Source organism: Stenotrophomonas sp. UBA7606, assembly GCF_002477705.1.
In the GTDB taxonomy this organism is placed as follows: Bacteria; Pseudomonadota; Gammaproteobacteria; order Xanthomonadales; family Xanthomonadaceae; genus Stenotrophomonas.
Genome location: NZ_DLJW01000138.1, coordinates 1 through 14,739, shown reverse-complemented (window position 1 = coordinate 14,739; position 14,739 = coordinate 1). Strand labels below are relative to the sequence as shown.

The following is a 14,739-nucleotide window of genomic DNA, read 5'->3' as shown; positions in this document are numbered from 1 at the left end:
AGGTGCAGGTGCAGAACAAGGTGTCGCTGGCGACCCCGCGCCTGCCTTCGGAAGTGACCAAGCAGGGCGTGGTGGTGGCCAAGGCCAACGCTGGCTTCCTGATGGCCGTTGGCGTGCGTTCGGACGATGGCACGGTTGACCGTGACGCGCTGAACGACATCGTCGGTGCGCGCGTGCTGGAACAGATCTCGCGCGTCCCCGGCGTCGGCAGCACCCAGCAGTTCGGCTCCGAATACGCCATGCGCATCTGGCTGAACCCGGAAAAGCTGCAGGGCTACCACCTGTCGCCGACCGAGGTGTACAACGCCATCGGCACTCAGAACCTGCAGTTCGCCGCCGGTTCGGTGGGCGGTGACCCGGCCCCGAACGGCCAGGCCTTCACCGCTACCGTCGCTGCCGAAGGCCGCTACAGCTCGCCGGAAGAGTTCGAAAACACCATCCTGCGTGCCAACAGCGACGGCAGCGTGGTCAAGCTCAAGGACGTGGCACGGGTGTCTTTCGGCGCCAGCAACTACGGCTTTGACACCAAGTACAACGGCAAGCCGGTGGCTGCGTTCGCCATCCAGCTGCTGCCCGGCGCCAATGCGCTGGACGTGTCCGAAGCCGTGCGCGCCAAGATGGACGAGCTGGCCCCCAGCTTCCCGCCCGGCGTGAGCTGGTTCACCCCGTACGACAGCACCACTTTCGTCACCATCTCCATCGAGGAAGTGATCCACACCCTGGTGGAAGCCATCATCCTGGTGTTCCTGGTGATGCTGATCTTCCTGCAGAACTTCCGCGCGACGATCATCCCCACCCTGGTCATCCCGGTGGCCCTGCTCGGCACCTTCATGGGCATGCTGGCGATCGGCTTCACCATCAACCAGCTGACCCTGTTCGCGATGGTGCTGGCAATCGGCATCGTGGTCGATGACGCCATCGTCGTCATCGAAAACGTCGAGCGCATCATGAGCGAGGAGAAGCTCGACCCCAAGCCGGCCACGCAGAAGGCGATGAGCCAGATCACCGGCGCGGTGGTGGCCATCACCGTGGTGCTGGCGGCGGTGTTCATCCCGTCCGCACTGCAGCCCGGCGCTTCGGGCGAGATCTACAAGCAGTTCGCCCTGACCATCGCCATGGCGATGGCGTTCTCGGCCCTGCTGGCACTGACCTTCACCCCGGCGCTGTGCGCGGCCTTCCTCAAGCCCACGCACAACGACCACCCGAACTGGGTCTACCGCACCTTCAACAAGTACTACGGCAAGCTGGAGAAGAGCTATGTCGGCACCGTGGGTGGCGTCATCAAGCACTCGCCGCGCTGGCTGATGGTGTTCGCCCTGCTGCTGGTGCTGTGTGGCTTCCTGTTCACCCGCCTGCCAGGCAGCTTCCTGCCGGAAGAAGACCAGGGCTATGCACTGGCCATCGTGCAGCTGCCGCCCGGCGCGACCAAGGGCCGTACCAGCGCCGTGTTCGACCAGATGCTGGGCATGCTGCAGAAGGATGACTCGTTCGAAGGCATGATGCAGATCACCGGCTTCAGCTTCCTGGGTGCCGGTGAAAACGTCGGCATGGCTTTCGTCCGGCTCAAGGACTGGGCGGATCGCAACGAGACCGCGCCTGAGTTCATCCAGAAAATGAACAAGCAGGCCTACGGCATCAAGGATGCGCAGATCTTCTTCGTCAACCTGCCCACCGTGCAGGGCCTGGGCCAGTTCGGCGGCTTCGACATGTGGCTGCAGGACCGCGCCGGCGCCGGCCAGGATGCGCTGATGGACGCGCGTAATACCCTGCTGGGTGCGGCCTCGCAGGACCAGTCGCTGGTCGGCGTGCGCCCCAACACGCTGGAGAACGCACCGCAGCTGCAGTTGAAGGTTGACCGCGTGCAGGCCCAGGCCATGGGCGTGTCGGTCAATGATGTCTACACCGCCATCCAGATGATGCTGGCACCGGTGTACGTCAACGACTTCTTCTACGGCGGCCGTATCAAGCGCGTCAACATGCAGGCCGATGCGGCTTACCGCACCGGGCCGGAATCGCTGAACAGCTATTTCGTGCCCAGTTCGCTGAGCAAGGACGCCACCGACCAGCCGGCGATGATCCCGCTCAGCGCGGTGGTCAAGTCGGAATGGATCTATGCCCCGCCGGCATTGAACCGCTACAACGGCTATTCGGCGGTCAACATCGTCGGTGCTCCGGCCCCGGGCGGCAGCTCCGGCCAGGCCATGAGCACGATGGAACGACTGGTGCATGACGACCTGCCGGCGGGCTTCGGCTTCGACTGGTCGGGCATGTCCTACCAGGAAATCCTGGCCGGCAACGCCGCCACCTTGCTGATGGTGCTGTCGATCGTGGTGGTGTTCCTGTGCCTGGCGGCACTGTACGAGAGCTGGTCGATCCCGGTGGCGGTGCTGCTGGTGGTGCCGGTCGGCATCCTCGGCGCGGTGGTGTTCTCGCTGCTGCGCGGCCTGCCGAACGATCTGTATTTCAAGATCGGCATGGTGACGGTGATCGGCCTGGCAGCGAAGAACGCGATCCTGATCGTGGAGTTCGCGGTGGAACAGCGTGCGGCCGGCAAGACCCTGCGCGAAGCCACCATCGAAGCGGCGCACCTGCGTTTCCGCCCGATCCTGATGACCTCGTTCGCCTTCATCCTGGGCGTGCTGCCGATGGCCATCTCCACCGGTGCCGGTGCCAACGCCCGCCACTCGCTGGGTACCGGCGTGATCGGCGGCATGTTGTTCGCCACGGTGATCGGCGTGCTGTTGATCCCGCTGTTCTTTGTGACCGTACGCCGCGTGCTGGGTGACAAACTGGACGAGCAGTCCAAGGAATACATCGCACAGCACAAGGTGCATGCGATCCAGAAGGACCGCTGATACGAAAAGCCCCGGCAATGCCGGGGCTTTTTTTGGGGCTTTGTGTAGTGCCGAGCCATGCTCGGCAATGAGCATTACCGGTAAAGCTCCTGCCGAGCATGGCTCGGCACTACATGAGGGCCTTGCCCGGCAATACAGTGCGCTTAGCGCACGCCCGTCTCGTTGCGTGCAATCACCAGACGCTGGATCTCCGAGGTACCTTCATAGATCTCGGTGATCTTGGCATCGCGGAAATAGCGCTCCAGCGGCATCTCCTTGGAGTAGCCCATACCCCCATGGATCTGCACTGCCTGGTGCGCGATCCACATCGCCGCTTCCGACGCGGTCAGCTTGGCCACCGCGGCCTCGGTGGAGAACCGCTTGCCCTGGGCCTTGGTCCAGGCCGCACGCAGGGTCAGCAGCAGGGCGGCGTCCAGCTTGCACTTCATGTCGGCGATCTTGGCCTGGATCATCTGGAAGCTGCCGATCGGCGCACCAAACGACTTGCGCTCACGCACGTATTCCAGCGATGCCTCATAGGCCGCCCGGGCAATACCCACCGCCTGCGAGGCGATGCCGATGCGGCCCGAATCCAGCAGGCTCATCGCGATCTTGAAGCCCTCGCCCTCGTTGCCGATCACGTCCTCGGCCGCCGCCACATAGTCCTGGAACTCGATCTCGCAGGTGGCTGATGCACGCACACCCAGCTTGGGCTCGGTCTTGCCACGGCCGAAGCCCGGCTTCTGCGTGTCGATCATGAAGGCGGTGATGCCGCGCGAGCCCTTTTCCGGATCGGTCATCGCGAACAGCACGATGTAACGCGCCACCGGGCCAGAGGTGATCCAGCTTTTCTGGCCGTTGATCACGAACGAACCATCGGCCTGCTTGACCGCGCGGCAGCGCATGGCGGTGGCATCGGAACCGGACTGCGACTCGGTCAACGCGAACGCACCGATCTCGCGGCCTTCGGCAATCGCGCGCACATAGGTCTGCTTCTGCGCCTCGGTGCCGTAACCGAGCACCGCATTGCAGAACAGCGAGTTGTTGACCGACATGATGGTGGCGTGCGCCGCATCGGCCGCCGATACCTCGATGATGGCCAGCACGCTGGAGATCGGGTCCATGCCCGAGCCGCCGTACTCCACCGGCACTTCGATGCCCATCAGGCCGTTTTCGCCCAGCAGGCGGATGTTCTCCAAGGGGTACTCGCCGGTGGCATCGAAATGCTCGGCGCTGGGGGCAATCTTCTCTTTGGCGATACGACGCGCGACGTCCTGCAGCATCAGCTGCTCGTCGGAATAACTGAAATCCACAACACCCCTCCCAGGGCCTGATCAAGTTGCGATTGTAACCATCGCAGCCGCATTCAGCCTATGCATCGCCTTGACCGAAACCGGCAACAAAGCGAAAATATCTCTATATCGCGATAGGTAGATATTTATGGATCTGGAAGACTGGTCAACCCGTCTGAAAGTGTTCGCCGATGCAACGCGTGTGCGCTTGCTGACCCTGCTGGAACAGGAAGAACTGACCGTGGCCGAGCTGTCGGCCATCACCACGCTGGCGCAGCCGCGTGTCTCCACCCACCTGGCACGGCTCAAGGAAGCCGGCCTGGTCCGCGATCGTCGCGCCGGCGTCTCGGCGTATTACCGTTTCGACGAGGCGGCCTTGGACCCCGCGCAGCGGGCATTGTGGCATGCCCTGAGCACCGGCAGCGACGATCCGCTGCTGCGCCAGGACGCCGAGCGCGTGCCGGCGGTATTGGCCATGCGTGCCGCCGACCAGAACTGGGCCGACAGCGTTGCCGGTGACATGGAGCGCCATTATTCGCCGGGCCGCACCTGGGAAGCGATGGCGCGCAGCGCGCTGCCGCTGCTGGAAACCGGCGACGTGCTGGACATCGCCTCCGGTGACGGTGTGCTGGCCGAGCTGCTGGCCCCGCATGCACAGCGCTATGTCTGCATCGACACCAGCGCCCGCGTGGTGGCCGCCGCCAGCGAACGCCTGCGCAAGCTGCCCAATGTGGAAGTGCTGGAAGGCGACATGCACAAGCTGCCGTTCGCCGATGCCAGCTTCGACCTGGTGGTGCTGATGCACGCCCTCACCTACGCCAGCCAGCCGGCCAAGGCGGTGGCCGAGTGCGCACGTGTGCTGCGCCCGCAGGGCCGACTGATGCTGTGCAGCCTGGCCCGCCATGAACACAAGGTCGCGGTCGAGGCCTATGGCCACGTCAACCTGGGCTTCACCGGCAAGGAGCTGCGCAAGTTCGTCGAGAAGGCCGGCCTGGAAGTCTCCAGCCTGGAGACCGTCACCCGCGAAAAGCGCCCGCCGCACTTCGAAGTGATCTCCCTGATCGCCCACCAACCCTGATCCACCTCTTCGGCCCGCCCTATGCAAGCCCTCCCCTGGCTACACCCCGATCGCGTCGGCAAGCTGCATGACGCCCTGGCCCAGCGCATCCTCATCATCGATGGCGCGATGGGCACCATGATCCAGCGCCATCGCCTGGAAGAAGGCGACTATCGGGGCGAGCGCTTCGTCGACGGGTTCGACAGCCAGCACGTGCATGGGCCCTCCTGCGGGCATGACCTGAAGGGCAACAACGATCTGTTGTTGCTGACCCGTCCCGACGTCATCGCCGGCATCCACACCGCCTACCTGCAGGCCGGTGCCGACCTGGTCGAGACCAATACCTTCAACGCCACCTCGGTCAGCCAGGCCGACTATCACCTCGAGCACCTGGTCTATGAGTTGAACAAGGCCGGCGCCCAGGTCGCGCGCCAGTGCTGTGACGCGGTGGAGGCGACCACGCCGGACAAGCCGCGCTTCGTGATCGGCGTGCTGGGCCCGACCAGCCGCACCGCATCGATCAGCCCGGACGTGAACGATCCCGGCTTCCGCAACACCAGCTTCGACGCGCTGCGCGCGACCTACCGCGAGGCCATTGAAGGCCTGATCGATGGCGGTGCCGATACCTTGATGGTGGAAACCATCTTCGACACGCTCAATGCCAAGGCCGCGCTGTTCGCGATCGAGGAAGTCTTCGATGCACGCGGCGGGCGCCTGCCGATCATGATCTCCGGCACCATTACCGATGCCTCCGGCCGCACCCTGTCCGGGCAGACCGCCGAAGCCTTCTATGCCTCGGTCTCGCACAGCCAGCCGCTGTCGATCGGCTTCAACTGCGCGCTGGGTGCCACCGACATGCGGCCGCACGTGGAAACCCTGTCACAGGTCTCCAGCGGCTACGTCAGCGCCCACCCCAATGCCGGCCTGCCCAACGCCTTTGGCGAGTACGACGAGACGCCCGAGGAAATGGCCACCACCCTGAAGGAGTTCGCCCAATCCGGGCTGTTGAACCTGGTGGGCGGTTGCTGCGGCACTTCGCCCGATCACATCCGTGCCATTGCCGAAGCCGTTGCGGGCTTGCCGCCGCGTGCGTTGCCAATGGCTGCAGACAAGGCCGCATGAGGATTCAGCGATGAAGAAGATCCTGCTGGTCGGTGCCAGTGGCACCCTGGGCTCGGCGGTTGCACAGTATCTGCGGCAACAGCATCAGGTCATCACCGCATCGCGCTCGGACCCGCTGCACAGCGTCGATCTGGGCAGCGATGACAGCGTGATTGCGCTGCTGCAGGCAGTCGGCGCAATCGATGCCATCGTCGCCACCACCGGCAGCGTCCACTTCGGGCCACTGCCGGAAATGAGCACGGCACAGTTCGCACAAGGGTTGCATGACAAGCTGCTGGGCCAGGTGCGTCTGGCCTTGCTCGGCCAGCACCATCTGCGTGACGGTGGCAGCATCACCTTGACCACCGGCATCCTCACCGAACAACCGATCGCCCAGGGCGCCAACGCCACCAGCGTCAATGCCGCCCTCGAAGGCTTCGTCCGCGCTGCCGCCCTCGAATTGCCGCGCGGCCTGCGCATCAACGCGGTAAGCCCCAGCGTGCTGAGCGAAGCGCTCGATGCCTACGGCGACTTCTTCCCCGGCTTTGAACCGGTTTCCGCCGCCCGCGCAGCACTGGCCTACCAGCGCAGCATCGACGGCATCGCCAATGGACAGGTTTTCAAGGTCTGGTAATGAGCAACGACACCACAACCCACTACACCCGCCTGTCCGGCCTGGAACCGCTGGTCATCACCCCCGACCTGTTGTTCATCAACGTCGGCGAGCGCACCAACGTTACCGGCAGCGCGCAGTTCCGCAAGCTGATCAAGGAAGAGCGTTACGAGGAAGCCGTGGACGTCGCCCGCCAGCAGGTGGCCAGTGGCGCGCAGATCCTCGACGTCAACATGGATGAAGGCCTGATCGATTCGGAGAAAGCGATGACCCGCTTCCTCAATCTGATCATGTCCGAGCCGGATATCGCGCGTATCCCGGTGATGGTCGACTCGTCCAAGTGGAGCGTGATCGAGGCCGGCCTGAAGTGCCTGCAGGGCAAGAGCGTGGTCAACTCGATCTCGCTGAAGGAAGGCGAAGCGGCCTTCATCGAACACGCCCGGCTGGTGCGCCGCTACGGCGCCGCCGCGGTGGTGATGGCCTTCGACGAAGTGGGCCAGGCCGATACCTGCGAGCGCAAGGTGGAGATCTGCACCCGCGCCTACCGCATCCTCACCGAAGAAGTGGGCTTCCCGCCGGAAGACATCATCTTCGACCCCAACATTTTTGCCGTGGCCACCGGCATCGAGGAACACGACAACTACGCGGTGGACTTCATCGAGGCCACCCGCATCATCAAGCGCACCCTGCCGGACTGCCATGTATCCGGCGGTGTGTCGAACGTGTCCTTCTCCTTCCGTGGCAACGAGACCGTTCGCCAGGCCATTCACTCGGTGTTCCTGTACCACGCCATCAAGGCCGGCATGGACATGGGCATCGTCAACGCCGGCGCCATGCCGATCTATGACCAGCTGGACCCGGAACTGCGCGAGCGCGTGGAGGACGTGATCCTCAACCGTCGCGCCGACGGCACCGAACGCCTGCTGGAGATCGCCGAACGCTACAAAGGCAAGAAGGGCGAGAAGAAGGTCGAGGACCTGGCCTGGCGCGAACGTCCGGTACGCGACCGCCTGGCCCATGCACTCGTGCAGGGCCTGGATGCCTGGGTGGAGGAAGACACCGAGGAAGCCCGGCAGCAGGCGGCGCGTCCGCTGGACGTGATCGAAGGCGCGCTGATGGACGGCATGAACGTGGTCGGCGACCTGTTTGGTGCCGGCAAGATGTTCCTGCCGCAGGTGGTGAAATCCGCGCGCGTGATGAAGAAGGCCGTGGCCTACCTGCTGCCCTTCATCGAGGAAGAGAAGGCACGCACCGGCGATGTCGGCAAGTCCAACGGCAAGATCATCATGGCCACGGTCAAGGGTGACGTGCATGACATCGGCAAGAACATCGTCGGCGTGGTACTTGCCTGCAATAATTTCGAAGTGGTCGACCTTGGCGTGATGGTGCCGGCGCAGAAGATCCTGGATGCCGCGCGCGCCGAGAACGCCGACATCATCGGCCTGTCCGGCCTGATCACGCCTTCCCTGGAAGAAATGAGCCACGTCGCCAGGGAAATGCAGCGGCAGGGCTTCGAGATGCCGCTGATGATCGGCGGTGCCACCACGTCGCGCGCACACACCGCCCTGAAGATCGATCCGTTCTACAGCGCCCCCACGGTGTGGGTGAAGGATGCCTCGCGTGCGGTAGGTGTTGCGCAGTCGCTGATCTCGCGCGAGTTGCGCGACAGCTTTGTCGCCGCCAACGACGCCGACTACGCGGATATCCGCCAGCGCCACCGCAACCGTGGCGACGCCAAGCGACTGGTATCGCTGGAGCACGCCCGCGGCCAGCGCTTTACCTGCGACTGGAGCCAGTACACCCCGCCCACCCCGAACCAGCCGGGCGTGCATGTCTTTGATAACTATCCGTTGGAAGACCTGCTGCCGGTGATCGACTGGACGCCGTTCTTCCAGGCCTGGGAACTGGCGGGCAAGTACCCGGCCATCCTCACCGATGAGATCGTCGGCCCGCAGGCCAGTGATCTGTTCAAGGATGCGCAGGCGATGCTCAAGCGCATCGTGAATGAGAAGTGGCTGACGGCGCGGGCGGTGTTTGGCATCTGGCCGGCGAACAGTGATGGCGACGATGTACTGGTATCCCTTCTCCCACCGGGAGAAGGTGCCCGAAGGGCGGATGAGGGCGCGGCATGCCAACCATCTCTCAACCCTCGTACCCCAACCCCCGCTCCGCGCCCCGGCCCTTGCGCTGGCGCAAGGGCGTTCGAGGAGCAACGAACCCATGGTTCGCCAGCTGCTCCTCTCACCCCGGAGGGAGAGGGGCTTGAGCAAGAAACCCTCCACTTCCTCCGCCAACAAGTCGACAAACCTGCCGAGCGCCCGGACTTCTGCCTGGCCGATTTCATCGCGCCCGCAGACAGCGGCAAGCAGGACTGGATCGGCGCTTTCGCGGTTACCGCCGGCATCGGCATCGATGAACATGTTGCCCGCTTCGAAGCCGACCACGACGACTACAACGCCATCCTGCTCAAGGCCCTGGCTGACCGTCTGGCCGAAGCCCTGGCCGAGCGCCTGCACCAGCGCGTGCGCACCGAATTCTGGGGCTATGCCAAGGACGAGCAGCTCGACAACGAGGGCTTGATCGCCGAGAAGTACCGCGGCATCCGCCCGGCCCCGGGCTACCCGGCCTGCCCCGAACACAGCGAGAAGCAGACCCTGTTCCAACTGCTTGATGCCGAGGGCATTGGCATGTCGCTGACCGAAAGCTTCGCCATGCTGCCCACCGCCGCGGTATCCGGTTATTACTTCAGCCACCCGCAGAGCCAGTACTTCGTGGTTGGCCGGGTATCGCGCGAACAGGTCACCGATTACGCCAGGCGCAAGCGCGTGGAGCGCGCGCAGGTGGAACGCTGGCTGGCCTCCAACCTGGACTACGATCCGGAATGATCCGCCGCGGCCGGTGCGCACAGGCGCGCTGGCAGCCACTATCCTGCAGCCATCCTCCCAGGCGCCCTGCCCCATGCAAAGCCGCAATGCCGAGCTGATCCGCAAGCACGCCGCGCCCGGCCGCATCGGCCTGTGCGGCACCGACGACTGGGTCGGCAAGGCCATCCGCAAGGCACAGGCGCCGCTCACCCAGGATGGCCATCGCAGTCTGTGGTCGCATGCCTTCCTGTTCAGCGAGCAACGCCTGGACGGCCATTGGTGGGTACTGGAATCGGACCTGGACCTGCGCAATCGCCAGCTCCGCCTGGGCGCGCAGGAGAACCGCGCTGATCGCTACTTCGATGATGAGGCCTTCCCCAACCTGGCCATCCTAGATTTCGGCCTGGATGCGGCACAAACCCACAAGGTGCAGATAGCCGCGCTGGACCTGCTGTCCGGCCTGTCCAGCTATTCGCTCAGCGAACTGGTCGGCACCTTGTTCGCCATGCACAGCACCCGCCTGCGTCGGCGCAGCAACCTGCTGTCCAAGGAAGGCGCGCTGTACTGCTCGGCGATGGTGCAGCACTGCTATGCCGCAGCCGGCATCGACCTGATGCCCGGCGTGCACGGCAAGAACGTCGCACCGCAGGACATCTACGACTCGGCCCTGCCGCACGGCACTCACTCACTGATCCGCGACCTGGGCATTTCCAGCCTGCGCCGCTTCACCCACAGCGCCAAGGAACTGCTGGATACACCAGTCGAAGACCTGTTCTGAGACGGCGCACTCAGCCCGCCACACCGTCCTGCGCCAGCATCTCAATCAGCAAGGCCGCCAACGCCTTGGCCTCCGGATCGGCCGAGGGCCGGTGCAGCAGCGCAAGCTCGATGCCGTCAATCGTCGGCAAGCCGCGGTCGGCGCCCAGCACCACATGGCCGCTGCTGACCGCGCGCGCAGGCAGCAGGCTGATGCCCAACCCATCACAGACCGCGGACTGGATACCGCCGAGGCTGGAGCTGGTGAAACTGATCCGCCAGCGCCGGCCCAGGCCTTCGATCGCGTCGATCATGTCTTCCCGATACATGCCTCGCGGCGGGAACGCCACCAACGGCACCGGCTCAAGCGCATAAGCTGGACTCGAAGCACTGTCCACCCAGCACATCGGCTCGGGCCAGCAGGCCACCGCCTCGCGACTGCCCCGCCGCTGCTTGACCAGGATCAGGTCAAGCTCGCCGCGCTCGTAGCCTTCCGCCAACGCCCGGCTCAGGCCGCTGCTGACCTCCAGCTTGACCCGCGGATGCAGCCGGCTGAACTCGGCCAGCACCCGCGTGGTGCGGCCGGCGGCGAAGTCCTCGGGCACGCCCAGCCGGATCACCGTGGCGGCACCGCTGCCGGACAGCACTTCGCCCAGCTGTTCGTTCAAGGACAGCATGCGCCGCGCATAGCCCAGCACGGTCTCGCCGATATCGGTCGGCCGCACATCGCGCACCCCACGGTCCAGCAGGCGGTGCCCGGCCAGCTCTTCGAGTCGCCGCACCTTCTGGCTGATGGTGGATTGGGTGGAATGCAGGCGCGCTGCCGCGGCAGTGAAACTGCCGCAATCGGCCACCATCACCAGCGCCCGCAGCAGGTCCAGATCGAAATAGACCCTATTTGCTTTTGGAATGGAATCGACCATTACATTTAATTTTACGATAGCCCCATGCACTTGTAGCATCGCCCGCAGGCTCGGGCAAACACCGCAGCCACGCCGCAGCACATGAACTGGAACAAAGGCAGGCAATGATCGTGAACAACTGGATGGCTGCCCCGGCCTTGGCCGCAACCCTGCTCACTTCCTGCAGCGCCAGCAGTGGCGCGGTCGCAGCGGAACAGCTGCAGCAGGCAGCGGAGAAAGGCGACAGCCGACGCGTCGAGGTCCTGCTGGGCCAGGGCGCCGACATCGACAACCGCGATGCCGCCGGACGCACCCCCTTGCTGATCGCCGTTCGTGCGAAACAGATCGAAACCGCTCGGGCACTGATCGACGCAGGCGCCGACGTCAACGCCAAGGACCGGATGCAGGACAGCCCCTACCTCTATGCCGGCGCCAGCGGGCAGAACGACATCCTGCGCATGACCCTGGCCCACGGCGCCGACCTGCGCAGCACCAACCGCTACGGCGGTACCGCATTGATACCGGCCGCCGAGCGCGGCCACGTCGCCACGGTGCAGTTGCTGATCGAGGCCGGTGTGGACGTCGACCACATCAACAACCTCGGTTGGACCGCCTTGCTGGAGACCGTCATCCTCGGTGATGGCAGTTCGCGCTATGTCGACATCACCCGTTTGCTGATCGCCGCCGGCGCCGACGTCAACCTCGCCGACGCAGAGGGCGTCACCCCGCTGGCGCACGCCCGGAAGCGGGGCCAACACGTGATCGAGGACCTGCTGCGCAAGGCCGGCGCCCACTGAACCCCGCCCTGTCATCGCCCCACATGGCAATCGCTTACCACTGGAACCTCCTGATGAAGAACACCCTCGGCCTGCTGCTGACGACACTGGCAGCCAGCATCTCCCCCGCCATCGCCGCGCCCTCCCAGGCCGATGTCGTGATCCGCCACGCGACCGTGATCGATGTCGAGCATGGCCGCGCCGTGCCCGCGCAGACGGTGGCGATCCGTGACGGCAGCATCGTTGCAGTAACCGACGACGCCGCTGCAGGCGCGCAATGGCAGGCCAGCACCACCATCGACGGACGCGGCCGTTACCTGATCCCCGGGCTGTGGGACATGCACGTGCACTTCGGTGGCGGCCCTGCGCTGATCGAGGAGAACAAGGCCCTGCTGCCGCTGTACGTGGCCCATGGCATCACCACCGTGCGCGATGCCTCCGGCGATCTCGCCGAACAGGTGCTGTCCTGGCGCGGGCAGATTGCCAGCGGCCAGCTGTTCGGGCCGCAGCTGTTCACCTCCGGCGCCAAGATCGAAGGCTTGGCACCGGTGTGGAAGGGAACGATCGAAGCCGGTGAAGGCCGGCGTGGATGCCGCCCTGGACCGCGAGCAACGCGACCAGGTCGACTTCGTGAAGATCACCGACAGCACGCTGAAGCCGGAGCTGTTCCTGTACGCGGTCAGCCAGGCCAAGGCACGCGGCCTGCGCAGCTCGGGCCATGTACCGATGGCGCTGACCGTGGGCCAGGCCATCGAGGCCGGCATGAGCTCGATCGAGCACCTGGACTACGCCTTCAAGGCCGGGGTCAAGGACGAGGCTGCGATCGCCGCCGATTTCGCCGCGGGCCGCATCGACCGCGCCGAAGCCAACCGCAGGCTGCATGCTGGCTTCGACCGCGCCACGGCGATGGCAGCCTATCGCCGCTTTGCCGAACTCGACGTCGCCGTGACTCCTACGCTGGATGGCGGCCGCATCATCGACTTCCTCGATGTCGAGCCGCGCGACAACGATCCCTACCTGGCCTACATCGGCCCAGGCCTGCGTGATACCTATGCCTGGCGCGTGGAGCGCGCGGCCAAGGCCACGCCCGCGCAGATCGAGGCCCGTCACGCCCATTACGCGCAGGTGGCCGCCGTGTTGCCGATGCTGCAGGAAGCCGGCGTTCGCATCATGGCCGGCACCGATGCGGGCTTTCTGAACTCCTACAACTTCCCCGGTATCGGCCTGCACAACGAGCTGGCGCTGTATGTGCGCGAAGGGCTGACGCCGCTGCAGGTACTGCAATCGGCTACCCGCGCCGGCCCGGCCTGGTTCGGCAAGCTGGACCGCTACGGTGCGGTTGCCGCAGGCAAGGCCGCCGACCTGGTATTGCTGGACCGCAACCCGCTGCAGGACATCACCGCCACCCGCGCGATCAATACCGTGGTGATGCGCGGCAAGGTCTATGACCGCGCCGCACTGGACGCGATGCTGGCCGAAACCAAGGCGCAGGTCGCCGAGTGGAACGCGCAGGCCAAGCCCTGAAGGATGCGCTCTGCTCCGCCCCTTCATCGACTCGGGCGGTCCGGGCCGGTGGACACCGGGCTGGCGTAGCCCGGATAAGTGCAGCGCACCCGGGGCTGCCATTGCCGCGACGCCTACGCCCTTTGTCGAGTCTGACTTCCCGAAGGCGCTGCGCTTGCCCGGGCAGGATCAACTACCCGCAGGCCTGCATCCCGCGAACTGCCATCCAGGGTCGGCAAAAGGCACAATAGGGGCAGCGGCACACGCCGCTCCCCCCTTGTCTGCCCAGCGCGCCCTGCGCACCTCCATGACGTCCGTTGCCCTGCCATCGCGGGCCGTGCCTACCGCACGGCTGTCGAGCTTCTACTTTTTCTATTACGCCGCGCTGGGCGCCTTCACGCCGTACTGGAGCCTGTACCTGCAATCGCGCGAGATGAGCGTCACCGCCATCAGCGTGATGATGAGCCTGTGGTACGCCACGCGCGTGGTCGCCCCCAGCACGTGGACCTCGCTGGCGGCGGTGTCACCGCATCCTATCCGCTGGCTGCGGATCGGATGCGTGCTCACCATCGCCTGCTTCGCCGGCTTCCTGGTACCCGCGCCGCCGTGGACGCTGTACGCGGTGATGATCGCGTTCTGTTTCTTCTACAACGCGGTGATGCCGCAGTTCGAATCGATCACCCTCACCCACCTGGGCGCGGACAGCCATCGCTACGGCATGATCCGGGTATGGGGTTCGCTGGGCTTCATCATCGTGGTCACCCTGTTCGGCTGGCTGATCGAAAAGCAGGGCGCCAGCCGCCTGCCATGGATGATGTTGCCGCTGTTCGTGCTGATGACCGGCTCGGCCTTCTTCAACCGCTATGCGCGCAACATCAGCACGCACCGCCATCATGATGGCGGCTTCTGGAGCATCGTACGGCAGAAGCCGGTGTTGGCGTTCTTCATCGCCGCGTTTCTGGAACAGCTGTCGTTCGGGCCGTATTACACGTTCTTCTCGCTGTACATGGACCAGCACGGCTACAGCACCTCGCTGCTGGG

At 65.1% G+C, this 14,739-nt stretch carries 10 protein-coding genes and 1 pseudogene; 9 read left to right on the top strand and 2 right to left on the bottom strand.

What is annotated here, in order from left to right; all coding sequences use genetic code 11:
• The coding region (locus B2527_RS19415) for a multidrug efflux RND transporter permease subunit (protein ID WP_293717335.1) at nt 1-2,855 on the top strand (2,855 nt) is incomplete at its 5' end.
• Between the two features lie 143 nt (nt 2,856-2,998).
• Here B2527_RS19415 and B2527_RS19410 read toward each other — a convergent pair.
• Nucleotides 2,999-4,147 (bottom strand): acyl-CoA dehydrogenase family protein, encoded by a 1,149-nt coding sequence (locus B2527_RS19410; protein WP_293717334.1) that lies wholly within the window; start codon nt 4,145-4,147, stop codon nt 2,999-3,001.
• 127 nt (nt 4,148-4,274) lie between these two features.
• Here B2527_RS19410 and B2527_RS19405 point away from each other — a divergent pair, with 127 nt between their 5' ends.
• The 5 genes from B2527_RS19405 (at nt 4,275) to B2527_RS19385 (ending at nt 10,539) form a co-directional block, all read left to right on the top strand.
• Nucleotides 4,275-5,204, top strand: a complete 930-nt coding sequence (locus tag B2527_RS19405) for an ArsR/SmtB family transcription factor (protein ID WP_293717333.1) — start codon at nt 4,275-4,277, stop codon at nt 5,202-5,204.
• Between the two features lie 21 nt (nt 5,205-5,225).
• On the top strand, nt 5,226-6,305 hold the full coding sequence (locus tag B2527_RS19400) for a homocysteine S-methyltransferase family protein (protein WP_293717332.1): 1,080 nt from the start codon (nt 5,226-5,228) through the stop codon (nt 6,303-6,305).
• A gap of 10 nt (nt 6,306-6,315) precedes the next feature.
• Nucleotides 6,316-6,918: a short chain dehydrogenase gene (locus tag B2527_RS19395; RefSeq protein WP_293717331.1), complete on the top strand. Its 603-nt coding sequence runs from the start codon at nt 6,316-6,318 to the stop codon at nt 6,916-6,918.
• The gene (gene metH, locus B2527_RS19390) at nt 6,918-9,782 is read left to right on the top strand and encodes a methionine synthase (protein WP_293717330.1); all 2,865 of its coding nucleotides are present in this window, start codon (nt 6,918-6,920) and stop codon (nt 9,780-9,782) included. Before B2527_RS19395 ends, metH begins: the two co-directional genes overlap by 1 nt.
• Nucleotides 9,783-9,855: 73 nt before the next feature.
• A complete protein-coding gene (locus B2527_RS19385; protein ID WP_293717329.1) occupies nt 9,856-10,539 on the top strand; it encodes a hypothetical protein in 684 nt (227 codons plus the stop codon).
• 10 nt (nt 10,540-10,549) lie between these two features.
• Here B2527_RS19385 and B2527_RS19380 read toward each other — a convergent pair whose 3' ends face one another.
• Nucleotides 10,550-11,440 carry a LysR substrate-binding domain-containing protein gene (locus B2527_RS19380; RefSeq protein WP_293717328.1) on the bottom strand — a complete coding sequence of 297 codons (891 nt, stop codon included), beginning with the start codon at nt 11,438-11,440 and terminating at the stop codon, nt 10,550-10,552.
• Between the two features lie 104 nt (nt 11,441-11,544).
• Between B2527_RS19380 and B2527_RS19375 the strand changes: the two genes are divergently transcribed.
• The 3 genes and pseudogenes from B2527_RS19375 to B2527_RS19365 all read left to right on the top strand — a co-directional run.
• Nucleotides 11,545-12,216, top strand: a complete 672-nt coding sequence (locus tag B2527_RS19375) for an ankyrin repeat domain-containing protein (RefSeq protein ID WP_293717327.1) — start codon at nt 11,545-11,547, stop codon at nt 12,214-12,216.
• A gap of 53 nt (nt 12,217-12,269) precedes the next feature.
• Nucleotides 12,270-13,719, top strand: a pseudogene (locus tag B2527_RS19370) (amidohydrolase family protein).
• Nucleotides 13,720-14,005: 286 nt separating this feature from the next.
• Nucleotides 14,006-14,739: MFS transporter (locus tag B2527_RS19365; RefSeq protein ID WP_293717326.1), on the top strand; the 734-nt coding region annotated here is incomplete at its 3' end.